General features: G+C 44.1%; 21 protein-coding genes. 11 read left to right on the top strand and 10 right to left on the bottom strand.

All coding sequences use genetic code 11. The features are described from left to right. Positions 1 to 29: 29 nt before the first annotated feature. The gene (locus tag OLMES_RS14145) at positions 30 to 1,322 is read right to left on the bottom strand and encodes an IS4 family transposase (protein ID WP_087459477.1); all 1,293 of its coding nucleotides are present in this window, start codon (positions 1,320 to 1,322) and stop codon (positions 30 to 32) included. A 412-nt stretch (positions 1,323 to 1,734) separates the two neighbouring features. On the opposite strand from OLMES_RS14145, the gene OLMES_RS14140 reads away from it, so the two are divergent. Continuing rightward, complete coding sequence (locus tag OLMES_RS14140) at positions 1,735 to 2,367, top strand: c-type cytochrome (protein WP_087461863.1); 633 nt, start codon at positions 1,735 to 1,737, stop codon at positions 2,365 to 2,367. A 13-nt stretch (positions 2,368 to 2,380) separates the two neighbouring features. Beyond that, positions 2,381 to 2,710 carry an SHOCT domain-containing protein gene (locus OLMES_RS14135; protein ID WP_198342981.1) on the top strand — a complete coding sequence of 110 codons (330 nt, stop codon included), beginning with the start codon at positions 2,381 to 2,383 and terminating at the stop codon, positions 2,708 to 2,710. 255 nt (positions 2,711 to 2,965) lie between these two features. Here the strand turns inward: OLMES_RS14135 and OLMES_RS27990 are convergent, their stop codons facing one another. Next, positions 2,966 to 3,286 carry a hypothetical protein gene (locus OLMES_RS27990; protein ID WP_157678308.1) on the bottom strand — a complete coding sequence of 107 codons (321 nt, stop codon included), beginning with the start codon at positions 3,284 to 3,286 and terminating at the stop codon, positions 2,966 to 2,968. 420 nt (positions 3,287 to 3,706) lie between these two features. On the opposite strand from OLMES_RS27990, the gene OLMES_RS14125 reads away from it, so the two are divergent. The 3 genes from OLMES_RS14125 to OLMES_RS14115 are packed head-to-tail and all read left to right on the top strand — an operon-like array spanning position 3,707 to position 6,075. Further along, entirely contained in the window at positions 3,707 to 4,603 is an 897-nt protein-coding gene (locus OLMES_RS14125) for a radical SAM protein (protein WP_087461861.1), read from the top strand. 3 nt (positions 4,604 to 4,606) lie between these two features. After that, positions 4,607 to 5,491, top strand: a complete 885-nt coding sequence (locus OLMES_RS14120; protein WP_232465103.1) for a radical SAM protein — start codon at positions 4,607 to 4,609, stop codon at positions 5,489 to 5,491. Positions 5,492 to 5,517: 26 nt separating this feature from the next. Further along, the gene (locus OLMES_RS14115) at positions 5,518 to 6,075 is read left to right on the top strand and encodes a DUF1285 domain-containing protein (RefSeq protein ID WP_087461860.1); all 558 of its coding nucleotides are present in this window, start codon (positions 5,518 to 5,520) and stop codon (positions 6,073 to 6,075) included. Between the two features lie 80 nt (positions 6,076 to 6,155). Here OLMES_RS14115 and OLMES_RS14110 read toward each other — a convergent pair whose 3' ends face one another. After that, positions 6,156 to 7,805, bottom strand: a complete 1,650-nt coding sequence (locus OLMES_RS14110) for an electron transfer flavoprotein-ubiquinone oxidoreductase (protein ID WP_087461859.1) — start codon at positions 7,803 to 7,805, stop codon at positions 6,156 to 6,158. 1,129 nt (positions 7,806 to 8,934) lie between these two features. Here OLMES_RS14110 and OLMES_RS14105 point away from each other — a divergent pair. The 5 genes from OLMES_RS14105 to OLMES_RS14085 all read left to right on the top strand — a co-directional run bounded on the left by OLMES_RS14105 (position 8,935) and on the right by OLMES_RS14085 (position 13,963). Continuing rightward, positions 8,935 to 9,684: an electron transfer flavoprotein subunit beta/FixA family protein gene (locus tag OLMES_RS14105; RefSeq protein ID WP_087461858.1), complete on the top strand. Its 750-nt coding sequence runs from the start codon at positions 8,935 to 8,937 to the stop codon at positions 9,682 to 9,684. 2 nt (positions 9,685 to 9,686) lie between these two features. Continuing rightward, positions 9,687 to 10,616, top strand: coding sequence for an electron transfer flavoprotein subunit alpha/FixB family protein (locus tag OLMES_RS14100; RefSeq protein WP_087461857.1), 930 nt, complete (start codon positions 9,687 to 9,689; stop codon positions 10,614 to 10,616). 144 nt (positions 10,617 to 10,760) lie between these two features. Continuing rightward, positions 10,761 to 11,912: a DegT/DnrJ/EryC1/StrS family aminotransferase gene (locus OLMES_RS14095; protein ID WP_087461856.1), complete on the top strand. Its 1,152-nt coding sequence runs from the start codon at positions 10,761 to 10,763 to the stop codon at positions 11,910 to 11,912. Between the two features lie 28 nt (positions 11,913 to 11,940). Further along, positions 11,941 to 12,891 (top strand): radical SAM/SPASM domain-containing protein, encoded by a 951-nt coding sequence (locus OLMES_RS14090; RefSeq protein WP_087461855.1) that lies wholly within the window; start codon positions 11,941 to 11,943, stop codon positions 12,889 to 12,891. Between the two features lie 22 nt (positions 12,892 to 12,913). After that, on the top strand, positions 12,914 to 13,963 hold the full coding sequence (locus tag OLMES_RS14085) for a bifunctional UDP-4-keto-pentose/UDP-xylose synthase (RefSeq protein ID WP_087461854.1): 1,050 nt from the start codon (positions 12,914 to 12,916) through the stop codon (positions 13,961 to 13,963). Here the strand turns inward: OLMES_RS14085 and OLMES_RS14080 are convergent. The 3 genes from OLMES_RS14080 to OLMES_RS14070 form a co-directional block, all read right to left on the bottom strand. Further along, positions 13,915 to 15,357: a 2OG-Fe(II) oxygenase gene (locus OLMES_RS14080; RefSeq protein ID WP_087461853.1), complete on the bottom strand. Its 1,443-nt coding sequence runs from the start codon at positions 15,355 to 15,357 to the stop codon at positions 13,915 to 13,917. The genes OLMES_RS14085 and OLMES_RS14080 overlap by 49 nt on opposite strands. 145 nt (positions 15,358 to 15,502) lie before the next feature. Further along, positions 15,503 to 18,571 (bottom strand): SLBB domain-containing protein, encoded by a 3,069-nt coding sequence (locus OLMES_RS14075; RefSeq protein WP_087461852.1) that lies wholly within the window; start codon positions 18,569 to 18,571, stop codon positions 15,503 to 15,505. Positions 18,572 to 18,580: 9 nt separating this feature from the next. Then, positions 18,581 to 19,927, bottom strand: a complete 1,347-nt coding sequence (locus OLMES_RS14070) for a capsule assembly Wzi family protein (RefSeq protein WP_157678307.1) — start codon at positions 19,925 to 19,927, stop codon at positions 18,581 to 18,583. Between the two features lie 533 nt (positions 19,928 to 20,460). Here OLMES_RS14070 and OLMES_RS28340 point away from each other — a divergent pair. Then, positions 20,461 to 22,011 (top strand): hypothetical protein, encoded by a 1,551-nt coding sequence (locus OLMES_RS28340; protein WP_198342980.1) that lies wholly within the window; start codon positions 20,461 to 20,463, stop codon positions 22,009 to 22,011. An 86-nt stretch (positions 22,012 to 22,097) separates the two neighbouring features. Here OLMES_RS28340 and OLMES_RS14060 read toward each other — a convergent pair whose 3' ends face one another. The 4 genes from OLMES_RS14060 to OLMES_RS14045 all read right to left on the bottom strand — a co-directional run bounded on the left by OLMES_RS14060 (position 22,098) and on the right by OLMES_RS14045 (position 26,779). Then, positions 22,098 to 22,787: a glutathione S-transferase family protein gene (locus OLMES_RS14060; protein ID WP_087461850.1), complete on the bottom strand. Its 690-nt coding sequence runs from the start codon at positions 22,785 to 22,787 to the stop codon at positions 22,098 to 22,100. A gap of 135 nt (positions 22,788 to 22,922) precedes the next feature. Then, entirely contained in the window at positions 22,923 to 23,666 is a 744-nt protein-coding gene (locus OLMES_RS14055; RefSeq protein ID WP_087461849.1) for an SDR family NAD(P)-dependent oxidoreductase, read from the bottom strand. A 95-nt stretch (positions 23,667 to 23,761) separates the two neighbouring features. Beyond that, positions 23,762 to 25,810 carry an acetoacetate--CoA ligase gene (locus tag OLMES_RS14050; RefSeq protein WP_087461848.1) on the bottom strand — a complete coding sequence of 683 codons (2,049 nt, stop codon included), beginning with the start codon at positions 25,808 to 25,810 and terminating at the stop codon, positions 23,762 to 23,764. Between the two features lie 21 nt (positions 25,811 to 25,831). Further along, positions 25,832 to 26,779 carry a hydroxymethylglutaryl-CoA lyase gene (locus tag OLMES_RS14045; protein ID WP_087461847.1) on the bottom strand — a complete coding sequence of 316 codons (948 nt, stop codon included), beginning with the start codon at positions 26,777 to 26,779 and terminating at the stop codon, positions 25,832 to 25,834. Between the last annotated feature and the right edge of the window lies 1 nt (position 26,780).

The raw sequence follows: 26,780 nt of genomic DNA, 5'->3' as shown, positions 1-26,780 counted from the left end.
AGTTTATCATAGGTAGAACATTAAGCCACCTAACAGAGCTGTAGACCCAAACTGAATTTACCCGAATCACAGTCTCTTTTGGGGTGAGCACGTCCAGCATAACGCCCAAGAAAGTTAATCAATTTGCGCGCATTGAGCTTAGTTGCTTTTCGGTCAACGCGCATGATGCCGAGCATCGTATCGCAAAAAGTCACTGTGCAGCACATCGCAGCTTTTCGAGTGGATAGCACTTTGCCGAGTATGCGTTGTGCGCTGTGGCAAATAAAACGCTTCATGAGTGCCGCCGTAATCGCCGCCCAGATTAGCCCGGTTGCTATTGATTCCTTGCCGGTATCAAAGCACCGTAGATTGGCATAGGATTTCCACTCTTTGAATAACAACTCGATTTGCCAGCGAAGCCGGTAAGCCTCACTCACCTCGTCCAGAGAAAACTGCTCTTGAGGAAGGTTGGTTATCAGCCAGGAGAATTTCTTTTCCCGCTTGATCCAACAAGCAACCAATCTTGCGGTGATTGTGTGCTTTCCTTTTTTCCAGGAAACAATTAATTCCGTACGTTGTCGCTTGAACAGCTTGCCTTGCACTGTTTTCAGCGGCTTTCCCTTCACGTGCTTCAGCATTTTTCCATCTTCTCGATAAGCAGCCTCGACGACTGGATTAATGTTGTTCTTACACCGCGCGATATAAAACCCTCCAGTATCCTGCAAGTTCTGAAACCACTCCAGATCGAAGTACCCCCGGTCAAGCAGCAACAAACACCCGGATAGCGTTTGGGGCTCAGGGAGGTAGTCCCGCTCGCTGGCGGTATCGGGGGTCAACGAGATAGAACAGGGCTGATCTGCTAGAAGATCCATGGTCACTTGAAGTTCAACAGCGGCAGGGCTGATGGTTTTGAAACGACCAGGAAACGATTTCTTCAACGAGTCCTTCACAGCAAACGAGCTGCCATCCTGAATCAGAATCTGTTTGAACTGATGAAAAGAGTGGCCTTCTGGAAAAGCCAGAGAGGGTTGCAACCAATCTGTGAGGAGTGATGACAGTACTTCGCGCATAAACTCAGGAAACTCGGGCTTCGAAAATTGATTGTGAAAGGCCCGATAAGAGATATTGCTCTCCGACCACTCGCAGTACCGCCGCTGAATGTCTGCCACACTTTCTATGGTGCTCGAGGCCATCACTGCAACCAGGCATGTGACTAGATTAAAAGGCGTAATTCGTCTCTGCCGCACACAGAAATCTTCTTGTTTAGCGATTTCAGTAATTTTTTCTGGGTTGAGGGAATGGGTGAGTTTTTCAAGAAATGTGGTAAATTTACGCTGATTCATTCTGCTTTAGGGTCGGTAGTGTGTTTGACGACTAACAATCTACCTTATTGCAGGATGAATCCATATTAATATCATCAAGTTACCCTGCTTTTTTGCTTAATGTTCTACCTATGATAAGAGCTTAGACTAAACGGTTTTTTGTTTAGCAACATGCATTAAAAAATCACCGCAGCAATTCTCTCGTCATAAGAGCCTTGTGATGTGATAACCTACGCGTATCATCTTGGGACTCTATCCAATAATATCGGATACATTAGTTGAGTTTTATTGACCAATTTAAGCAACTCTATCGTCATGCATTTGATATGATGATGCTGGGTCAGGATTGAGCAGGGAGAGTTTTTAGTATTGCCCTAAGCATAAATTGCGTGATTCATGTACATTTTATTTAAACAAACTGAGGGATTAGCTTATGCTAGAAATAAAAGCTGTTTTTAGGTTAAAGAAAACTGTTTTATTGGTCCAAGCAGCTATCATCTCATTGATGCTGGCTTCTTTTTCTTATGCCCATCCTGAGCATAGTAAACAACAAGACCAAAACTCAACAAAGCAAGGTATGATGCACGGGCACCATTCTGGGATGATGTCTGGCCAAAGAGACATGTGGAACCCTCATTGGATGAAAAGAGGAATGTGGGGGCATGGCATGATGGGCCCCATGGAACGACAAAGAATGGAAAGGCATTGGACCTTTATGCATTCAGGTATCCCAAATGAATATCGTGGTCTCATTAATCCGATCCCATCTAGCATAAAAAGCTTAAAGGAAGGTGCTTCACTCTATAAGCAACAATGTGCCAGTTGCCACGGAGTCGATGGCTTAGGTGATGGAGAGGCTGGTAAAGACCTGACCCCTTCTCCCGCGTTACTAGCTTACATGATCCAAATGCCGATGGCGGTAGATGAATACATGATGTGGTCAATCTCCGAAGGCGGTAAGCAATTTGGTACGGCAATGCCAGGATTCAAAGAGCAACTGACCAGAGACGAAATATGGAAAATTGTAAGCTTTATGCGTGCGGGTTTTCCAGAAAGTGGCGAGTAAAGGAGTCCTAAGAGTGAATAATTTATCTCGTGTTTTATCGACCTGTTTTGTTTTTGGACTACCTTTGGTTTCGTTTGCGCATGAAGGTAGTGATCATTATGGCCCGCATATGATGTGGCAAGGCTACGGAATGATGATGGGGCCTTTTATGATGGTACTTTTCATTGCCGTTATTACTGTGGTTGGCGTATTAATTTTTAAATGGTTAACGGGCCATAACTTTGGTTCGGGATCAAGTTCAGAAGAAGACCCAATTGAAATTCTCAAAGCCAGGTTTGCGAGGGGCGAAATTGAAAAAGAAGATTTCGAAGAGCGTCTGCGAATGTTGCAAAATAGCAAATAGAACATTCGAGCTTCCTTGCGCCTAAGAAATAGTCGGGCATTCTTTAAATTAGTGCTTTGTGCTCAAAGTCAAAATCCTGCTATATCCTTAAATCAGGACAACTAGGCCATTTCGTCAATGTTCTTCAACGGCAGGTTTTGGCACCATCACGACTAGGTATTTGTACGCTCTGGTCGCAACCTATTTTTCAATGAGTCAGGTTGAGTGCTGACTTTTACAAAATAGGTATTGTTCTAGCAAAGCAAAGTCTCGAGATTATTGATGCTCACTTACATCAGCAGATGCTTCCATAGCTGAACTTATTACTTGTCGTGCTTCTTCTTCCAGGTTGGATAGCCACATATCGATACAGCCTGGGCCTTTATACATAACTGGAGTTGTAAGATTGTTCAGTGTCTGCAATTCAAGCCTTAGTTGCTCGTGAAGTTTTTTCAAGAATTCCTGTGCTTTATCCAAATTGGGTACGAAAACATCTGCAGCGCTAATATCCGTATGTGAAAATGCCTGGTTTCTGATAGATATCATTAACTTAACGTAATTCTTAATAGAACGACCGTTGAGTCCAGTATCAAGCATTAGTCTTCGCCTAAAGTCTTGGCGATTTTGAACACTTTTGCTCCGGTGAGTATCTTCTTTTTTACTGCCAAAGCACTTGGACCAGTCAGTGACAAACGACTGTAAATGAGTGTTACCAGTGGAAATCCAGAATTTGCTGTCAGTGTCTAATTCGGACCTTATGACTCGGAAATATACCAGTGCTCGCAGTGCGTCCTGGATAACTTTAAATTGAGCCCCAATTATTTCGACAAGTAACTCCCCGTCTCTATTTGTCTCTTTTGTTCTTGTTCTTGTTCTTGTTCTCATTTCATCTCATCTATCGGCTTTATCTCTGTATCTCCCCCCTTTTCTTGTTATAAGAAAGAGGTCCAACAGGGTGAATAAGTTCTCTGATATTGTATAATTTAATCTATTGAAACAAAGAAGTACTTTATTAGCATGAATTATTTTCCTATCGAATACATTGAGCCAGTATTTAGACCTCCGTCAGAGGCTCGCTCTCTTATACTGCAAGTTACCAATGGCTGCTCATATAATGCTTGTACATTCTGTGAGATGTACCAAGAGTCTCAGAAGAAATTTAAGCCTAAGCCCATTTCTGAGATAGAGAAGGATCTCCGATCCGTGGCAAAACAAATGCCGGGTATGCAGCGTTTCTTTCTTGCTGATGGTGATGCGATGACATTATCTATCCGCAGGCTTAAGGAAATTCTAGAAAAAATTAATCAGTACTTTCCGAATCTTGAACGAGTCACTGCTTATTGTTTACCTAGAAACTTGAAGAAGAAAACTATCGAAGAATTGACCGAACTTAGAAAGCTTGGGCTTACCATGGTTTATGTTGGGTGCGAATCCGGCGATGATAAAGTTCTTGAGTGTGTTCAAAAAGGTGAGACCTTTGAAACGTCGAAAGACGCTCTTCTCAAGCTTAAAGCTGCTGGAATTAAATCCTCAGTTATGATTCTCAATGGTTTGGGTGGCAGAAAGTTCTCGGAGCAGCATGCTATTAATAGCGCTAAGCTAATGAACGAAACTCAACCTGAGTTTGTTTCAACACTTGTCGTATCCTTCCCTATGGGTGAAGAAAGATTTCGAACCGGATTTGATGGTGATTACGAGCCACTGTCGCAGGAAGAATTATTCAAAGAAATTCAAACTCTGGTTTCAACCTTCGAATTGGATAATACGGTTTTTCGATCGGACCATGCTTCCAATTATTTGGTTTTAAAAGGAACGCTTGGCGAAGATAAGCAGGCAATGCTGAATAAGATTGATCAGGCTTTAAATAAGCCAGGTTCAATTCCCTTGAGGCAGGAGTGGCAGAGAGGGTTGTGACTTATGAATTTTATTAGTATATCTAAATGGTATATGTACCAATTAAACTTCGATTTATATCAGTGGCTTAGGTCTATTTGGTATGGTTTTTATTGTTATACTCGAGATATGTACACAGCGGCCCAAAAAAAGTTCAAGCCGAAAGCATTTGAAGTTTTGGAAGCAGAGATTGCACAAACGGCGGAACGATTTGATGGTATTAGTCGATTTTTCCTGGCTGATGGAGATGCAATGACCCTTTCATTTCGGCGCTTGAAAGAAATATTGTTGTGCTTGAATCGGTATTTTCCAGAGCTAGAGCGTGCTACAGCATATTGTTTGCCAAGAAATCTCAAGAATAAAACTATTGAAGAGCTCCGGGAATTACAAGAGCTGGGTTTGAAAATGGTTTATGTCGGTTGTGAATCGGGTGATGACAAGGTTCTTGAGTGTGTTAAAAAGGGCGAAACATTCGAAACATCCAAAGAGGCATTATTAAAACTCAAAGCTGCAGGCATAAAGTCATCTGTTATGATTTTAAATGGCCTCGGAGGGCGGAAATTTTCTGAACAACACGCGTTAAACAGCGCGAGACTAATGAACGAAACTCAGCCGGAATACGTATCAACTTTAGTTGTTTCCTTTCCAATGGGAGATGCCCGTTTCCGAGATGGTTTTGCTGGTCAATTCGAGCCATTGCAGCAGCAAGAATTGTTTCAGGAGATCCGTACTCTGATTGCCAATCTGGATTTGAACGATACTGTCTTTCGGTCAGATCATGCTTCTAATTATCTGGTTTTAAAGGGCGTGCTAGGAAAGGATAAGGCTGAGATATTGAATAAAATAGATCTGGCGTTGAACAAGCCAGGAGCGATTCCGTTAAGGCAGGAATGGCAGCGCGGTCTGTAATGTCGATAATTGAGGAGTAGTGGAATATGAGCAAGAGTGCTGATCTGAATCGGTTATCTGAGCAGTTGGGGGCGGACTTTGAAGCTAAGCTCCCGCCTGTAGAGAAATGGAATCCAGATTTTTCCGGCGACATTGATATTCATATTCACGCAAACGGGGTTTGGTATTTTGAAGGGAATCCTATTGCAAGACAGGAGTTGGTAAACCTGTTTTCTTCTATTCTTATTTTTGAAGATGATGAATATTACTTGGTTACACCGATTGAGAAGTGGCGAATTCAGGTGGATGGATTTCCATTTGTTGCATCCTCTCCTGAGTCATGTGATGTTGGAGGGGTCGACTTTATTGTTTTAAAAACGAATACAGATGAAGCGTTATTGGTCGGAAGTGATCACCCAATCGCATTGTACGGGGAGGGTGAAGAGCGTGTTCCAGTAATTACCGTGCGACGAAATCTCCTCGCATTGGTATCCAGGCCGGCATACTATCAATTGGTTGAATTGGCGTCAGCGCAAATAATTGATGGTGAAGAACATTTGGGTGTGTTCAGTCAGGGTCAGTTTTATTCTTTGGGGATTGTTTAGGGCAGGGCGTTTTTAATTACTGACGACACCTCATAAAAAAAGCGGCTTTCGCCGCTTTTTTGTTAATGCCAAGCTTATCCCTACATGTTCGGATAGTTTGGACCGCCGCCACCTTCAGGCGTTACCCAGGTGATGTTTTGAGCCGGGTCTTTAATATCACACGTTTTACAGTGCACACAGTTTTGTGCATTGATTTGGAAACGTTTGCTGCCATCATCGCCTTCAACAACTTCGTAAACACCGGCTGGGCAATAACGCTGCGCAGGTTCATCGAATTTGGGTAGGTTTTCCCGAATGGGTAAGTCTGGATCCTTTAATTTCAAGTGACAAGGCTGTTCTTCTTCGTGGTTTGTATTTGATAGAAATACGGAAGACAGGCGGTCAAAAGTCAATTTGTTATCCGGTTTTGGATAGGTTACTGGCTTGCATTCCGACGCGGGTTTCATCGCCTGATAATCTGGCTTGGTATCATGGAATGTAATTGGAAGGCTGCCGCGAAGAATGTTCTGCTCGAAAAACGCAACGGCACCACCCATGATGTTGCCAAATTTGTGCATTGCCGGACCAAAGTTGCGCTCATCATAAAGCTCTTTGTACAGCCATGATGCCTTGAAGTTGGACTCGTAGGGAAGGTCAGCGCCTTGTGTTCCGGATTTCACAGCTGCAAAAACAGTTTCTGCTGCGACCATGCCGGATTTCATTGCTGTGTGAGAGCCTTTGATTTTTGATGAATTCAATGTGCCTGCATCACAACCGACAAGTAGTCCGCCAGGGAAGCTCATTTTAGGTAATGCGTTGAAGCCACCCTTGGTGATTGCTCTCGCACCGTATGCTACACGTTTGCCACCTTCAAGATATTTCTTGATTTCAGGGTGGTGTTTTAAACGTTGGAATTCTTCAAATGGGCTAACATGAGGGTTTGAGTAAGCCAGGTCAGTAATGAGGCCAACATAAACCTGGTTGTTTTCCAGGTGATACAAGAAAGATCCGCCAGTTGTTCCACTTTCGTTCAGTGGCCAGCCAGTGGTGTGAACCACTAGTCCTGGTTCGTGTTTGGCAGGATCAATATCCCAGAGTTCCTTGATTCCAATTCCGTAATGTTGTGGATCTTTGCCTTCATTCAGATTGAACTTTTCGATCAATTGTTTGCCAAGGTGGCCTCGACACCCTTCAGAGAAGATTGTGTATTTTGCGTGTAATTCCATGCCTGGCATGAAAGAATCTTTTGGATTGCCTTCTCGATCGAGACCCATGTCGCCGGTCGCGATTCCTTTAATGCTGCCATCATCATTATAAAGAATTTCGGAAGCGGCGAAGCCTGGATAAATTTCTGCACCCATGCCTTCGGCTTGCTCCGCCAACCATCGACACAGATTTCCCAGACTAATGATGTAATTGCCATGGTTGTGCATGTTTCGCGGTACGAGCGCGTTGGGGATCTTTAATCCATTTTCCTGATTGCGCAGAATGAAAATGTCATCGCGGGTAACCGGAGTATTAAGTGGTGCACCCATTTCTTTCCAGTTGGGGAAGAGTTCATTCAATGCAGTTGGTTCGAATACGGTACCGGCTAGAATGTGGGCTCCCACTTCAGACCCTTTTTCCACTACACAAACACTCATTTCCTCGCCTGACTCCTGAGCCAGTTGAAGAATTCTGCAAGCTGCTGAAAGGCCTGCTGGCCCTGCGCCTACGATTAGGACGTCAAATTCCATAGATTCACGTTCCACAATCGATCTCCTCGTGCATCACTATAATGTTAAGTATTATTGCAGCAACTCAGGCGAGTAGTTGGCGGGGTACCGTTGTTCTGGTCGAGAGAACGGGTAACACGCGGTGCCTGTTCCTTTATCTGTTGCTCTAATGGCATCGGGGTTTAACCCGGCCAACTCCGTCCAATGGAATGGTGCTGCTTTGCTGTATTTATAAATCGACGTTTATGTTCATTGCCACCCTGTCTTATACTTGCGTGAAGACAGGCGCCGTTCGTCAAATGGCGCATTATACATATTTCGAAGGCATATTAGGATAGCAAATTTCTGTTTCATTCATACGTTTGTTTGAATTTTATTAATTTCATGAAATCTTTATTAAAAAATAACAATAGTAAGATTTAATTGGCCAGGGCAACCTAGCAATAAATGATCAATTTGATTGAACGTTATTTGAACGTTTAAGTTGAAAAATACTCAGTCACAAGCCATTTTGAATGGAATCCAATAGATTATTCAATGCTCCTCGGAGAGCAACAAGCCCTTTTGCTTTGAGTCGTTCTTGTATGATCGTGAATTGATTGCAACACGATCAAATTGATCATTTATTGCTAGGTTGCCCTGTTTAATTGGCTGAAAAAAACTACAAAAAACGGCTTCAAGTATTGACCATTCGCTGTTTTGCGGTCAGTATTATGGCGCTTTGCATGCTCTGCATGTTGTAAATTGTGTTGACACCTGTGCATTTTGCAGCGGTTTCAGGCTTTATGTGGCATAGTCAATAATTGTGTCAATCGCTTGTGCTAACCATCACGTGTACTCAGTTTGATTACAGATCGGGTGCTCTTATTTGTTAAATGTACAGAGATGAACATCCCGGATTGATAGGTTGTTTCTTTTCAGCCATGCAAACCGAGTCAGTCTCCGTTGATCTTAAGTTCCGTTAACCTTAAGTATTGACGATTGAAGCTGATGCATCTGCTCCGGTTTTTCAGTTCTTTAGGTAGTGCATGTCTTCCACTCTGCATCAGGAGATGAAGATCAAAATGTATTTCCGTTGAGTGAAATTTGCGAGAATCAGGCTTGTTAATCCTGTTCGCGTGTCAGCTTAAACTGTTTATTAATTCATTGTTAAAACGAGGAATCTATGAAGGTTCTGGTCGCTGTTAAACGAGTAATTGACTACAACGTCAAGGTTCGAGTGAAGCCTGACAACACTGGTGTGGATCTGGCTAACGTAAAAATGGCTATGAACCCTTTCTGCGAAATCGCGGTTGAAGAAGCGGTTCGCCTGAAAGAGAAAGGGATTGCGAGTGAGATCGTTGTAGTATCCATCGGTCCTAAAGCCGCTCAAGAGCAAATTCGTACTGCGTTGGCACTGGGTGCAGATCGTGGTATTCATGTTGAGTCAGAAGAAGAAATTCAGTCATTGGCTGCAGCTAAACTTCTGAAAGCCATTGTCGACAAAGAGCAACCTAATTTGATTATCTTAGGTAAGCAGTCAATCGACAGTGATAATAACCAAACCGGTCAGATGCTGGCTGCATTGGCAGGTCTGCCTCAGGGTACGTTTGCGTCTGAAGTGAACGTTGAAGGCGAAAAAGTTAAAGTTACTCGCGAAATCGATGGTGGTTTGATGACGGTAGAGCTGAATCTGCCTGCGATCGTAACGACAGACCTTCGTTTGAATGAGCCACGTTACGCTTCACTGCCAAACATCATGAAGGCTAAGAAGAAGCCTTTGGAAACCACAACGCCTGCAGACTTGGGTGTTGATGTGGCGCCACGTCTTACCACGTTGAAAGTTGAAGCACCTGCTCAACGTTCTGCTGGTATTAAAGTGGAGAATGTGGCTGAGTTGGTTGAAAAACTCAAGAACGAAGCGAAGGTGATTTAATTATGAGCATTCTGGTAATAGCTGATCACGATAATGCGGCGATCAAAGGTGCTACCCTGAATGTGGTTGCTGCTGCACAAAAAATTGGTGGCGACATCGATGTTCTGGTAGCCGGTGAAGGCTGTGGAGCTGCTGCAGAAGCTGCAGCAAAAATTGCTGGTGTTGGCAAAGTATTGCTTGCAGATAACGCGGCCTATGGCCATCACCTGGCAGAAAATCTGGGTTTGCTGGTTGCAGATTTGGGTAAGGGTTACAGCCACATTCTGGCATCTGCAGGTACAACGGGTAAAGATTTCCTGCCCCGCGTAGCGGCGCTGTTGGATGTTGCTCAGATTTCAGACATCACTGGTGTTGAATCTGCAGATACATTTATCCGCCCAATCTACGCCGGTAATGCGATCGCGACTGTGCAGTCTGCTGACAGTGTTAAAGTGATCACTGTACGTGGAACAGCTTTTGATCCTGTTGCAGCTGAAGGCGGATCAGCAAGTGTTGAAGCTGTTGATAATGCTCAAGATGCAGGTATCTCTGCATTTGTAGGCGAAGAGTTGGCTAAGTCTGATCGTCCTGAGCTGACTGCAGCCTCTATCGTTATTTCTGGTGGTCGTGGTATGCAGAACGGTGACAACTTCAAGCTGCTTGAAGCTGTTGCAGACAAGCTGGGCGCTGCTGTTGGTGCATCCCGTGCAGCTGTAGACGCTGGCTTCGTACCAAACGATATGCAAGTTGGTCAAACTGGTAAAATCGTTGCTCCACAACTTTACATTGCTGTTGGTATCTCTGGTGCGATTCAGCACTTGGCAGGTATGTCGGACAGTAAAGTCATTGTTGCGATCAACAAAGACGAAGAAGCGCCAATCTTCCAGGTTGCGGATTACGGTCTGGTGGCAGATCTGTTTGAAGCATTACCTGAGTTGGAATCTCTGTTGTAATTATTGCGTTCAACAGATGCTTCTAAAAAACCCGGCTTTAGCCGGGTTTTTTGTTTTCAAATCTTGTTGCGGGTTCGTGTCTTTCCTTAACTATACTGTTCTGTGAAAGCTAAATAAGTTTTGTAGAAGAATTTTAGAGGTTCGATGGTGCGAATTCCCTTTTCTAAAATAACCATTTCAGATGAAGAAGAGCGTGAGCTGATTGAGTGTCTTCGAAGCGGGTGGCTTGCTACAGGCCCCCGTACCGAAGCTTTTGAAAGGGAGTTTTCTAAGATTATTGGTACTGAAATGTCAGTTGCAGTTACTTCTGGCACTGCTGCATTACATCTCGCGTTATTAACGTTGGATCTTCAACCCGGCGACGAGGTAATTACGCCCTCTTTTACTTGGGTTAGTGCCCCAAATCTTATTTCATTGCTTGGGGCAAAGCCCGTATTTTGTGATGTTGATGAAGAAACCCTAAACATTAACGCTGAATTGATCGCCCCACTAATAACACGCAGAACAAAAGCAATTATCCCCGTGCACTTCGCAGGTCTGCCTGTCAATATGGGGCCGGTGTATTCATTAGCTGACAAGCACGGTCTCGTAGTGATAGAAGATGGATGCCATGCACTTGGTGCTTCGGTTAATGGTAAGGCCATTGGTTCGGAGTCAAATTTATGTGTTTTTAGCTTTCACCCAAATAAAAATATCACTACTGGTGAGGGGGGAGTCATTACTGGGATGGATAAAAAAAGGTTAATGCGTATTCGGAAATTGAGACATCATGGTGTAGAGCGAAATTCATACGACGCATATAAAAATAATAAAATATCAAAATATGATGTCTTAAGTCTTGGCCTAAAATATAACATGACAGACTTGGCTGCATCCATTGGAATTGGCCAATTAAAAAAATTATCGAGATTCATAGGGTCTCGTAATTTGGCAGTGCAACGTTATGTTGATGACCTGAATGAATTACAAACCGAGATTAAGGTGGCACAAAAGTTCGCAGTGCATGAAATACAGCATGCCTGTCATTTACTTATCACTAAAGTTCAGGACAAGCCTGGATTAAGAGATAGTTTGATTGCATATCTCAGTTCTAAGGGAATTCAAACTGGTCTTCATTACTTGCCGGTACATTTAATGACCTATTATCGCGACCTATACCCAAACGTTAAGTTACCTGTCACGGAAAAGTTAGGCAGAACCGTTTTGAGTTTACCGTTGTTTCCAGACATTTCAACTCAGGAAATTTCGACTGTTTGTCATGAGCTCGATGCTGGATTGCGTTTGGCTCGAGAATGAATAGGTATTAACCTATAAAGGATCAAGTATGAGTTCCTTGCAGCATGACTTCGGATTCGATTCTTCAAAAGAGGAAGCGTTTCCAAATTATATCATGTACGACATCGTGAATGTTTGTAATGCAACTTGCCCACATTGCCCCCAAAGTCTCATCGCATCCGATAAAAACTATAAGCCGCTTTACTTGCAATGGGATGTGTATGAGAAGAGCATCAAAGAAGTCGCCCAATACAAGACTGAGCTTGTTAGATTTACTGGCGATGGTGAGCCTTTAATACACCCCAGACTGCCGGAAATGATAAAAAAAGCGAAAAGCTTGGGAATACCGAAGGTTAATTTGACGACAAACGGTAGTTTGTTGTCAGGAAGAAAGCTGGATAATTTGCTTGAATGCCCTCCTGACATATTTGATGTATCACTTGATGCTTATCATCCGGAGACATTTTCGGTAAGAAGGGGTGGCCTGAATTTCGATGAGGTTAAGAAGAATGTTATCAATTTAACTAAGCTTGCGCCCCAAAATAACTTCAAAGTAATTGTTTCATTTATCAATGAGCCTGGTCTAGAGTCGGAAGTCGAACGTTTTAAAGCGTTCTGGAAAGATAGAGTCGATTTTGTGGCTGTTCGCAGTATGCATTCAAATCTGGGTCTATCTGGTCTCGGCTCGACTGACAAATCAAACCTCTCGAAATTACAGCGTTGGCCTTGTCAACATCTGTGGCGTCGATTAGTGATCGATTATCGGGGTCACATTCGCTATTGTCCCGTAGATTGGTTAGACCAAACTTCATTGGGAGCTGTGAGTGCAATGAGTCTTCATGAAGCTTGGCACAGTGATCGCCTGCGCCAGTTAAGAACTCAGCACACCATGCTGGCCTTTGATTCAGAGTCACCTTGTGCGAACTGCAGTGACTGGTCCTCATCTCCTTGGAATGTGGGCTGGATGCAAATGATTAAGACGTATTTGGATAACAATTAAAAAGCAGGATAGCATTTGAATAATGAAAATTTTGATTATTGGTGTTAACGGTTTTATTGGTTCAAACTTAACTCAGAGGATATTGAATACAACAAACTGGGAAGTTTATGGTATGGATATCAATCGCTCTTACATAAAAAATCTTGAGCAAAGTGATCGTTTTCACTATACCGAAGGTGATATTGCTATCAATAATGAGTGGATTGAATATCACATAAAAAAATGTGATGTAATCCTTCCATTGGTTGCTATTGCAACGCCTAAAAAATACGTAACTGATCCTTTGGAAGTTTTTGAACTCGATTTTGAACAGAACTTAAAAATTGTACGCTGGGCTCATCAATACAAAAAAAGGTTGATTTTTCCATCAACCAGTGAGGTTTACGGAATGAGCCAGGACGCTGAGTTTAATGAATCGAAGACTAATTTTGTTTATGGTCCTATACATAAGACAAGATGGATCTACGCCTGCTCCAAGCAGCTGCTTGATAGAATTATTTATGCATACGGTCGAGATTATGGTCTTAGATACACTTGTTTTCGCCCCTTTAACTGGATTGGACCTAAGTTGGATAATATGGGCTCGGCGCGTGTCGGAAATAGTCGAGTTCTAACACAATTTATTAGCAATCTGATTGAGGGAAGGGCGATCCAGTTAGTGGATGGCGGAGAGCAAAAGCGATGTTTCACTCATGTAGAGGACGGTCTCGACTGCCTAATGAGCATACTTAATAATGAAGAGCTCGCAAATGGTCACATTGTTAATATTGGAGATCCCAAGAATGTATCAAGTGTACGGGATCTCGCAATGTTAACCAGGCAAATATTTGCAGAACAGCGTGAAATTTCTATTGAAGATATCCCCGAGCCAGAGATTGTTACTGAGAAAGAGTTTTACGGAAATGGCTTTCAAGATATTACGCACAGGTTGCCTTGCATCGATTTGGCGAGGCAGCTATTTAGTTGGGAGCCTCGCCGTAGACATGAAGATGGTGTTCGTTCAGCAGTAGCGTTTTTCATAAATCACAAAGGTGATGATCGTGTGCTCTCAAGGAATCCTACGGGGATGTAGTGGGCGAAAATATTACAAAAATATTTGCCGTTAAAAGGGGTGGGGCGACCATGGAGGAGTCGTCCACCTTCATAAAGAATCATTTCCCCCGGTTTTAGGACAATATTGTGTTTGCGGTAATAGTTGTCTTCAATATAGAGTGGCCAATCTTCCTTCACTTCTTGATCTACATTGATAATGACACTGATTATGTGTGTTTCCAATCGGTCTCTATGGCATTTCAGTTGGGCCGAGTGATTGTACTTCCTAATTCCAAACACATAGGTTGGTTGTAGTGCAACTCCGGACCAATCTTCACAAATAGATTTAAGTTCTTCGTGTATATAAGCTCGTTCTGCATTAGTTAGCTGGATCAAGTCACTTGGTGATGATTCCGTATCTCCCTTTATAAAATCTGGGAGTGACTCCGCTGTTGCCTGCTCTAATTTGTTTTTATAGAAAACGGTAAGTACTTTTTGAAGGTTTAGGGGAGTTGTAACTTTCTTAAATCCAGTATCGGTGTAGTTATCCAGCATTTCATTGTCAGTTTTTAGAGCTGGAGCTCCTTTACCTTTAGTTCTAAACCATTTTGTGATGATTGCTTTGTACCCTTCTAAGACAGGTTTGGCATGATGCATGGTATTGATATTGGGCTTTCCATAACAGTCTAGATTGTTCCAGATAACTGCGGTTCCCTGAGACGGTTTGAAAGATTTGCCGAGTTTTAAAAAGTCCGTTTCACCACCACTCTTCGTCTCATTTAGATAAATCATAAAAGTCCAAGAGCGCTGACCTGCATGTTCTGTGATTTTTCTAAAACTGGGGTCACTCGCCTCGAAATAGTCTGTATGCGCTTTAAACTCCTCTCCTACCTCATAATATTGTCCCTGAATGGCTTCTGAGTAGCTTTCGTCAATTCCGATGTATCTACAAATTCTTTCATCGATTGCTTTAATGAATTCGTCGTTAAGTTCGCCTAGATCACAAGTTTTACTGGTTCGAAAATATTGATCTGGTTCAGCTGTTTCTACGATTGTAGAGCGCCTGAGGCTACTCCGAATGCGACTGATGATGGCATCACATTCTTCTTTGTTTAAGAAATTTTCAACTACGTAAAGCTCAGCACTATCTGTTTTAATTTTTTTTGCATTGGGGAGTATGAAGCGGCTTTCAATGCACTCGTGGAAGATTTGAGACTCCTTGACCACGGACTGAAAGTAGTCCTCCCTAGATTCGCTGGATTTATCGAGTGCGCTATTGTTTTTATACTGATTCAAAGTTTGCGTTACGAGTCTATTGTCAAAGCCATTGTCGATCAGTATTTGATGCATCTCACTTAAGTTACAACCTCTATCGGTATTGAGCCTTATCCACTCTATCCAGTCTTGAGGCAAAGTAGCGTGCACTGTATTCATTGTCAGTCACTCGAATAATATTGTTTTGGTGTCAAAGTTGAAAGTTTTGAGTCTTATTTCGGGCCGCTCACTGTGAATATAGCACAGTGAGCGTTAGGGAGGCATTTGAGAATTGATTTAGATCAAGCATCGAAAAGTTGCTCGATCAAAATGAGTTCAACGCTGCGGCTCCAAGAGCAAGTTGGTAGAAAATCTGACTAAGGTCAGACCAGACTGTAATCGTGTTGAATCGCTCAGAGTCAAGTGGAACAACCACGGTGTCTCCAGGTTCAATATTTTCTCTTTGTTGCCAGAACCACTGATTGTTAATGTTGGGTAGTATTACTGATCCGTTTGCTTTCACTATGTAGATTCTAGCTACATCTGCTTTGGGAGTTGTGCCACCGCTTCGCTCAATGTAGTTCTCAATGTCGAGAGCCTGATCGTACAGGTGCGAAGTCGGGAATTGCACTTCGCCGATAACGGATACACTTTGTTTTAATTGAGGAATAAAGAGTTTATCTCCACTCAACAGTACAATATCATTATGTTTTGGATCTTTAACGACTGAATCCAAATCAATGACAAGGCGTCCCTCCGGTTCTATTTTGTTTAAGCGTTCCAGTAGTACTTTGGCTTCAGCCAAAGCGTGTTTGGTGCCACTAGGACTATCTTGGCTGTCTTTTAGTAATGCTGCTGCAATGTCAGCGTCAAGCCGAGATTTTAATTCAGACAATCTTTGTTGTTCATTTTCTCGTAGTTGATTTCGTGTGAATACTGCGCCTTTAAGGTAGGCATATGAAGTGATGCCTCCTGCTCGTTTTATGACTTGACTAAGGGTCTCACCTTTATGAATTTCATAACTACCGGGGAAAGTTACTTCGCCAGCAATTTCGATCGCCCGGTTTTCTTCCCATTCTGGCATTTTGCTGATCGATACGACATCCCTTGGATTCAGTGTTATCTCGTTTGTATTTTTTTCATCGTGCTTGAGGGCGGCTTCAAGGGAGACGGTTAGATGCTCAATATCTGCGCCTTCTTGACTAAGCTGCATACGATTTATCTCGGCTCTGAGCAAATAGGCTGACTCTGTCAACCCACCTGAAGCCTTGATCAAATTTGTTAATGTCAACCCATTCGCGAGTGGATAGCGACCAGGAAATTTAACCTCGCCTTTTATTTCAACAATACTGAGAGGGTTGTCTCGTCTCGCTTGTCGGCTCAATTGGTTCAATATGGGCTCAATTAAGCTATTACGGCTGTATTCTGATGGCGTATCAGGTTCGGAGGAGTTTTTTTCGGATATTAATCTGGTAGGGGGCGTGCCTAGTGAATTTTGACCAATCTGATTTGATCTGATCTGATTTTGACGTGTCGGATTCATCCTGTTTTCGTATGACGACTCCAGTGCAGACTCAAACTCGATTATCTTTTCATCTCTGATTGGTGGATTATTGGTAAGAATGATGAGTTTATCTTGTGGCTGAAGCAATATGTTTTCACCAGATTGTGGTTCAAAAACAGATTTCGTTAAATCGATATAAAGTGTTTCTATGTCGCCTGCGATATTTATTGGGCGAACCACAATTCCGAAGTCAGGACCTTCTTGATTGTCGATCATTCCACCAGATGCAGTCAGCAGATCATTTATTCTGTAGTTGCGTGGAAGAGGGTATGCGCCCGGATAATTAACTCCCCCTTCAATTTTGACCAATTGTGTGTTTTCTCCTGCTTTGGTCTGGCTTTTAAGTTGCTTTATGATTGGCGCGAGTAATACGTCTCGGGGTTCATAGCGATCAAAAACAAGGATCCGATCATTTGGCTTCAGCGTTGGGTTTTTTTCACTTGCGGGGTGAAGAATTGCGTTGCCGAGGTCGAAGTTGAGTACTTCGATATCCCGTTTAGGGTTTATTTCACGGACGATCAGGCTGTAGTTTAAATCTGCATTTATGTCGATAAAATCGGTGATATTCTGTAAGATATCACCAACTCTTATACCTTCACGCCATTCGAATATGCCTGGTCTCAGGACGCTTCCTTCAACATGAATTGCTTTTGTAACGTGGTCTGACATTTTGCCTATTGTTATGATGTCTCCAGCGGAAACACTTCTGCTTAGGCTTTTTGGCGATGATAAGTCACGAGTGTCAACTTCTCGTCTATGTTTTGTGTTGAATCTTTCAATTGAGGAAAGCTTGGGGTAGGCATAAGGTGTCATGCCACCAGCCATGGCAAGAGCGTCACCGATAGTGGTATTTCCTTTTAACTCATATATGGCTGGCCGATTCACTTCACCCTTTATACTGATAGACTCTTTGACTGTTGGGACGAATATGATATCTCCAGAGAGTAACCTCCGATCATTACTTGCATCACCGCTCAGTAACAAGTCGTATAGGTCAAGAGTTGCTATATGTTTGCTGTTTCTTTTTAATTGAATGTTACGCATCGAGCCAATTTTTTTTACGCCCCCACTTAAAAGCAGCGCATTCATCATGGTCGAAAGTGCGCTTACAGTATAAGCCCCGGGCTTTTCGACGTCTCCGATTACGAAAATCTGAACTGAACGGAGTCGACCAAGGCTAATACTTACTTCCACACCAATAGATTTTTCTTTTATCTGCTTCTTGAGTAGTTCTTTTGCATCTTCAAATTTCATCCCTGATACTGGAACCGGGCCGGATTCGGGCAACTGAATCTGGCCCTCCCGGTTGACGGTTAGTTCATAATACTCATTTAATTGTCCAAAAAGTTGTACGTTTAATGTATCTCCAGGGCCTAGCACATACTCGATCGGGACTGGAACCTGAGATAGGGCCTCAAAGGATGAAATTGGGTTGGAAAATAACTCATATCCAAATGGCAGTAATTCAGCATCTCGATTGTCTTGATCGGATAGCGCTTCAGTTCCATTACCTTCTTCTAGGGGGTGTGTTACTGGTGGTTCCAGCATTTTTGGTTCAGGCTGTGCTCTTTGTTCATCTATCTTGTTTTCCTGAGGTTGAGATGTGAAATTGCTCTGCGTACTCGAAAACGTTTTAAGGTCAATACCGGCCAGCTTTGCAAGTCTTTCCTTCTCACTTTTAGGCAGTTGTCGGAATTTTGCGAGTTGTTCTTGTGTTGGTGTAATGGCTAACGCAATATTTGGTGCCACCAGCAATTTAAAAACGATCGCGAGAAAGGAAATACCAAGTAAGAGTATTTTAGCGAATGGAAGCACACCCTTTGAAAACATCGTCCACCTTTATTTAAATCTATATTGCCATTGTAATGATGCTGAGAATTTAGGTTCTCGTTGATTGTCTTTTTTGAGCCCGATAGCGTTGTCTGAATAGTTAACGGCAGTGCTGACATAGCTATTCATTAGAGGGAATTTAAACGTTAGCGAGACTATGCCAAACTGATCCGGTGCGGCGTAGTTAATTGCTCGTTTGCCATCTCGGATTTGACTGTACTTTAAGTAAATTTCTGAACCACCAGGGTGAAAGCGAAAGAGCCCCAATGACGTTTGTCGCGCACCTTCGAAGGTCGCGCCAATGCTCCGTCCCCGGTAAGTATAGTTTGGAATTTGATTTTGCTGTAATAGATTCTTGCGGGTGTCATTTGCCTCCAGAAATAACCGGTATTGGTTTTTTCCGTACGAAAAGTGTGTAGAAATCCCGACGAGTTCGTAGTTGTTGTGACTATTTTGACCTCTATCATTTTCTTGTACAAACTGGCCATAAATCTGAACAGGTTGGTCGAGTACAGACACAGAGTAGCTGATATCGAATCCAAAACGGCTTACGCTGTTGCTTGTGCGGGAATTCTGATTGATTTCAGTTTTTTTCTTATCCCCCCATTCCATGAGATATGACAGTCCAAGTTCCAGGGATTGACCAAATCGGCTGTTCAATCTGGCTCCGGACAATAAATCCTTATTATCCTCCCGGCTCTGTTCCAGCGTGGAAATAAATGTTCTTAATTGCCAGTTACCCGTCCAATGATAGGCTGGATCTCGGTCAGGCTTTGAGTAATTTCGTTGCAAGAATATGGATGGGCTAGGTCTTGCGTTGTTCGATAGCAGCAAACTGTTGTCCCAGCCCGGACCCCACCATTGGGTCTGTGTGCCCGCACCCACGACCCAATTGGAGAACGCTAACGAAACGTATGAGTTATCGAAACGAAATTTTTTATTGTCGAATGGATCATCGGCTGTTTCAACGCTTAGCTGGGAGGCTGAGAAATCATTGTTATAGCTAATGCTGAGTGCAAGTGTTTTTTTCTCCTGCCATGGTGTCGAGAATCCCGGATTCAGGTTGTAACCAGAGGCCATTGTGCTCTTTTTTTCGATTTGAATGCCATCACCGCGGGCTTGTCTGTCGGTAAACTGAAGGTGACTTAAGGTTTCCTGTTGAATGTTGGATGCGTCTGGATGTTCAGTATGGCGTAGTTGTGAGTAGCTGAAATCAGCCCGTCCTGCATAATTTCCCCAAAGCATTGGCCAAGTGGAAACAGGAGATTGGCTTACACCATACTCCAAGCCTACATAAAGGGAGTGTCGGAGGCGAGCATCCTGGTTATCAAGCCAGGGATCTGCATATGCATCCAAAGAGCACAGCAGGCCAAAAAGAACTGTAAGTTGAAGGGCAGAACCCGCTCGCAAAAATAAGATGTGAAATATCCTCCAGCCGGTATGGTCGGCTATGACACTGCAGGTAGTAACTTTACCGATTGATTGGTCAATGTGAATGAGGTGGTGACACATTAAGTTACAGGTAGTCCATGACTGTTTGGGTGGTTTGATAACTGCAGATGAAGTTAGTGGTAATCGTACTTTCAATTCTTATTTTTAGCCGCACGTCCCTCATTGTAGACGTTTTTTTCATTTAATCAGCCAATCTGACTGATTTGCGCTCGAATAACTGGCAGTTTGTATATTTTAATCCATACTTTGTGATTTAAAGAATCAGTATTTCCTGAGGATGTGGGGTGTCTCTAGTTCTCGCCGATAGCGCCGAACGGGTTGTAGCAATGATGTCCCGCGATTTGTGTAGTTACTATCATTTACCACGTGATGAAACAGAGCCCGCTTTGTGTAGTCATTGACTCGAAGCCCTCTGAGAAAAGTATAGGAGATAAAAAATGGCGTTCAAAAAACTGGTGCTCAGTACGGCGATTTCTGCTGTTCTGGGTGGGGGGCTACTAGGGTGTAGTGATAGCGATAATAATTCAAGCGGTGGAGAGACTCCGGATGAATTAGTCGGTATCGCCATTGATGGTTATCTCGATGGCTTGAGAGTTTGTTATGATGCAAACCTGAATAAGACATGTGATGAAGGTGAGGAGTCCAATGTTACACAGTTAGATGAGTTCGGTGTGGCCAGGTTCACCCTGACGCGACAGGAGAATATGCCGATCGTCGGTGAAGTCATCCCCGGTTTGACAATTGATATGGATAATCCCGGAGTGTTTATTGATGACCCGGATACAACTGCAGATGACGGTAATAGTTTTACCATTCAAGCACCACCCAACAGTGAAGTGTTGAGTCCGCTTACAACAATATTGCGTCTCAGGCAAGAAGATAATCCAAATACAACTTTGGAAGATCTTGAAGCCCAGTTATTGAACGAACTCGGGCTCGCGGGAACTGGGCTTTCCTTATTGGCGGATGACTTTGTTGAAAAAAGTGGTTCAAGTGACCCTGGCGTTGCTAATGCTGCGAATCAGTTGAGAGTAATTGCTTCGGTTGTTACAAACATTATTGCTCAGAACCTGAATACCGTGCGCCAGGTTAGAGGGGAGACGACCAATAATCATGAAAATCGAGCGCTTTTTGATATTGTTGTAAAAGAAGTTTCCAATCAAATTGGAAATATTGGTACTCGCGTTCGTGAACTGGTTAATGACGGAAATACTGGAGACACGGTTCGAAATATCATTCAGGATAGTGGTGAATTCAATACACAATTCACGACCACAGATTCGGTGAACCAGGCTGTTGATCAAGAAATCCAGGATAATTTGAATAATAACAATCCTCCGGATGGTGAGCTGCCAACACCGACGCCAACACCAACACCGACGCCAACACCGACGCCAACACCGACGCCGACGCCAACACCGACGCCGACGCCAACGCCGACGCCGACGCCAACACCGACGCCAACACCGACGCCAACACCGACGCCAACACCGACGCCAACACCGACGCCGACGCCGACGCCGACGCCAACACCGACGCCGACGCCAACACCGACGCCAACACCGACGCCGTCTCCAACGTACTCTGTAGTTGCGAATCAGACGACGGTAAATGAAGGTGAAACTGCGACGTTCTTGATAAACACAACGGGTGTAAGCGACGGCACGACTGTAACGTTCGTGTTGACGGGAATCACCACTGATGATGTGGATGATACGCTCGGGATACTACCAACTTCAGCGGTAATAAGTAGTGACGCTGCTCAGGTAGATATACCGATAAAAGCAGATCAGACGTCTGAGGGAAATGAGACGGTTAAGATTACGTTGGATGATGATACAAGTCAGACGGCATCCATTCTGATCAATGATACGTCTATCACTCCCACACCGACGCCAACGCCCACACCGACGCCAACGCCCACGCCTACTCCATCAGGTTCAGGCTCTGGATCTGGTGGTGGAGGTGGAGGTGGCGGCCCCATCTAAGTAGAGATGCCGGGAAACCGGCTTATTTCGGCTTTTGCCACGCTCCCGCTTTCATAGTGGGAGCGTGTTTTCTCTCATGTGCGCTACTATTCGGTAGCTTCTGATACTCTATTCATCCAGTCTTGAACGCGCGGGTACTGCTCCATTATCGCTTTGCCTTCCTCAGTGCCAACCAGACAGTAAAGTTGCACAAACACAGAGATATCTGCGAGTGTGATCTTATCGCCAACCAGCCATTCTGAATTTTCCAGCCAATTGTTCAACGAGTTGAAATGGGTATCGAGTTCAGATTTGATTGTGGTGATCGATTTGCGGCCCACACCTTGCGCTTTAGTCACTTTTGCCATTGCGGCTGGTACGGCTAAAGGGGCAATCCATTTAACAAAATCCGGGTCATTTTTTGCGACTTTAGGTATCCATTTTTGTGCATTTTCTTTAACGATAAAGCGGAGCTGCATTTCATAGAAGTATAACGCTTCATCAGCCCAGTCTTCGAAGACGTGTACAAGTGCTTGTTCGCGTTTGTCCTCGGGTATCAAAGGCGGGGTTGGATAATGAGCTTCAAGATAATGCGCGATTTCAGTGGAATCGGTAATTCGTCGTCCATCAACTTCAATACTCGGTACTTTTCCTGTGTCCGATATCTTTTTCAGTCGACCTGAAATGGTGTCTAGCAGCGATATTTCTTCAATTTTATACTCAAGTCCTTTGTATTTTAAAACGCGTCGGACTTTGTCGCAGAAGGGGGAGATCTCGTATTGATAAAGCGTAATCATGCATGAACCCTATTAAAAGTGAGAGTCGGGTTGTGTAGGGGTTAGATGTTTGGCACAACCACAATACTAGCTTAAATGACCGGTGGTCAATAATTAATTGAAACTTGTACCCAGGCGGACCTCCCGGGGTCTGCGTTATTTTTTGGCTGAAAACAAACTATCGGGTAAGACTCTAAGCAGGGTGCCTATGAATTTCCATGGGTAGACGGGCACTGTGCTTCTTTTCACTTTTCGGGCGATCAGGTTTGCGATAATAGGGCTCGCTTCATCAACTGTGATCAGGAAGGGGCGGCTTTTCATGTTTTTGTTCAGGTCGGTATCAATGTATCCTGGATAGAGAATGGTGCTGGAAATGGGCGTTGGTTGGAGTTCTGCCTGTAGTGATTGCATATAGGTGCTTAGAGCTGCTTTTGATGCGCAATATGCTCCAGCGCCCGGTAGACCCCTAAATGCAGCAACTGAAGATATCGCTACAATCTGGCCTTCGCCTTGTCGTTTAAGCAGGTTAACTGCCGAATCAATCGTAGCTATCGCGCCGATTACGTTGGTTTCGAATATCGCAATATCTTCACTCAGTTTACCGGATCCGGCTTTTCCGCCTCCCGCAATTCCGGCGTTTGCAATGACGATATCCATTTTGCCAAATTCCTCGAAAGCTTGTTCAAGAGTGGTCAAAACTGTGTCCGTCTTAGTAACATCCAAAATATAGTACTTTGCTTTTACGGTTGGAAATCGCTTCTGTATATCGGAAACGATATTTTGTAATGAATCTTCGTTGCGTGCTAACAGAGCGATATCACAGCCACGTTTTGCGTATTCATAGGCCAATCCTTTGCCAATGCCATTACTTGCGCCGGTAATTAGAACTGTATTTTTCATGTTTGTCCTTATTGTATTGGTTGCTGTCCCTTCGGGTTTTGCACCTATGGGCAGGTTGTAAATAGCTCTGTTAGCGTTGCGGTTTGCTGGAGATCTTAGGTTTTTAACTCTGGACGGTCAGAAAACAAATCGAGGGCCTCAGGATTAGCCAGTGCATCTTTGTTCTTTACTTCTTCCCCGTGAATAATATTTCTGACTGCCAGTTCAACGATTTTGCCACTGATGGTCCGCGGTATATCTGCAACTTCAATTACTTTTGCGGGTACATGCCTGGGGGTCGTATTTTGTCGAATGGTTGACTTGATCTGCGCGGTGAGCGCATCATCCAGGTGAATGCCGTCTCTGAGGCGGACGAAGAGTATTACCCGAACGTCATCTAACCATTTTTGTCCGACTGCTATGGATTCCAATACGGCCTCGACTTTTTCAACCTGACGGTAGATCTCTGCTGTACCAATTCTTACACCACCCGGATTAAGAACCGCATCTGAACGACCATGAATCACGACACTTCGTTGATATGGGGGATCTTCAGCTTCAATTTGCCCGTGTATTATTGTTTCGCCAAAATCACCATGGGCCCAGGTATTTTCGAATCTTGAAAAATAGGCATCGTGGTACTTCTTGCCCTCACTGTCATTCCAAAAGCCAACAGGCATGGACGGGAAGGGGGATCTGCAAATCAGTTCACCACGTCCATTGGTTACAGGGTTACCTTCATCATCATAAAAATGTACATCCATTCCCAGACCGATACACTGTAATTCTCCCCTGTAGACTGGCAGCACAGTGTTACCAAGGGCAAAACAGGAAATGATGTCAGTGCCACCCGAGATGCTTGAGAGGCAAATATCGGCTTTTATGTCCCGGTAAATATAATCAAAGCTCTCGTGTGAAAGTGGAGAACCCGTTGATAGTATCGATTTCAGCGCTGAGAAATCATGACTGTCTTTGGGTTTAAACCCACCTTTTTCGAGTGCTGAGAAGTATTTTGCACTCGAACCGAAAATCGTTAGCCGGTGTGTTTCAGCCAGGTCCATCATCGCGTTTCCGTCTGGATAAAATGGCGATCCATCATAGAGCACAACCGTTGCTTTGACTGCGAGCGCGCTGATTAACCAATTCCACATCATCCAGCCGCACGTGGTGTAGTAAAACATGCGATCATTGGGTTTAAGGTCCGCATGTAGTGACAGTTCTTTCAGGTGTTGTAGAAGTGTCCCGCCTGCAGAGTGAACGATACACTTGGGTACCCCCGTTGTACCACTCGAATACATAATGTAAAGCGGTGCCGAGAAAGGCATCGGGGTAAATTCCAGTTCTGCACGTTGATTCTCTATGTACGCTGACCAGGTTAAAGCGCTTTCGGGGAGGGGAGCCGTTTCGTTTTCAGGAACGAAGGGTACAACAACAAGTTGCTGTAATGAGGGAAGCTCGTCTGAAATTGCACGAACCCGTTCTGTCGTATCAATCAGTTTACCATTATAACGGTATCCATTGGTGCCGATCAGGACTTTGGGCTGGATTTGTCCGAAACGATCGATAACGCCTTGCAAACCAAAATCAGGTGAGCAGGATGACCAAATTGCCCCGAGGCTGGCAGTCGCAAGCATCGCAATAACCGCATAGGAGGAGTTGGGGAGGAAGCCTGCTACCCGATCGCCGGAACATACGCCGGATTTTTGCAAAGCGGACCTTAACGCAGCAACGTTTTCTCTGAGTTCGCCGTAGGTTAGTGATTGGCTCGATCCTGTTTCATCTGTTGCGATTAACGCAAGATCATTCTCATTCCCTTGAAGCAAGTTTTCTGCAAAATTGAGCGTTGCACCCTCAAACCATCGAGCACCCGGCATTTTTGCCGAGTCACTTAGAATATGCTTGGAGTTGTAGTTGCCTTTAACTTCGTGAAAATCCCAAACAGCACTCCAGAATTCTGCTTTATTTGTAACAGACCACTTGTGAAGCGCTTCATAATCGCGTGCAGGACAACTAAACGGTAAATGATCGAATCGTGACTGCAAAAATTGTATAAAGCTGGTCAAGTTCGAGTTTTCAATGGTGTCTGCTTTGGGGCTCCACAAGGGCGTAGTTGCGACTTGGGGAGGGAGGTCCGCGGTACGCTGATCGATTGTACGATTGGACATCTTTAATTCTCCATGGATCTATTATAATTTTGCGTGCAGTGCCTGGCCTGCCCGTGAGCGGTTTGAAATACCGAGGGTCTGACATATCCAGTGGCCTGTTGCGGCAAGCGCATCAATATCGATGCCGGTTTCCAGGCCCATGCCCCTCATCAGGAAAACCACGTCTTCTGTGGCAACGTTTCCAGTCGCGCCTTTTGCGTATGGACAGCCGCCGAGTCCTGCTACAGATGTATCGATTTGGCGAACACCCACTTCCAGCGAGGCTAGAATGTTGGCTAAAGCTTGCCCATATGTGTCATGGAAATGGACTACTATTTTGGATACCGGGATTGAACGGGCCAAATCGTTAATGAGGCTTTGAATTTGCTTGGCGGTGCCGACCCCGATAGTATCGCCTAATGCTATTTCGGTGCAACCTGCAGCGAGTAGATGTTCTGCCTGTTTGATAACAACTGAAGGGGCGATGTTCCCCTCATAGGGACAACCGGCTACACAGGATATGTAGCCACGAACTGGAATGGTTTGATTCGGGGCGTATGTCTTAAGTGCTTTGATTATGTCGTTTACCCGTTCATTCCCGATTTGAATGCTACAGTTGGTATTTTTCTGACTAAATGTTTCCGATGCCGCCGTAAATACCGCAATCTTATCCGGCGGACTGAGCATCGCCTGTTCCAGACCCTTTATATTGGGAATTAATGCGGAATAGGTGACTTTACTATTAGAACGGGATTGAGCGGTTTGATCAGCGCGCTGTTTAGCCAGTTCAGCAAAAACTTGTGCTGAATCCGCCATTTGGGGGGTCCATTTAGGAGAAACAAATGCACCTGCCTCAATCGATGAGCAGCCGGCCTCTTTTAATCTCTCCAGCAACTGGATTTTAGTGCTCAGTGCAATGATATTTGGCTCATTCTGCAATCCGTCTCTGGGGCCAACTTCGGTAATGCTCACCGTGTCTTTGGTTTGCATG

The organism is Oleiphilus messinensis (genome assembly GCF_002162375.1).
Classification (GTDB): Bacteria; Pseudomonadota; Gammaproteobacteria; order Pseudomonadales; family Oleiphilaceae; genus Oleiphilus; species Oleiphilus messinensis.
Note: the sequence above shows the minus strand (reverse complement) of the source record. Positions and strands in the feature narration are given on the sequence as shown.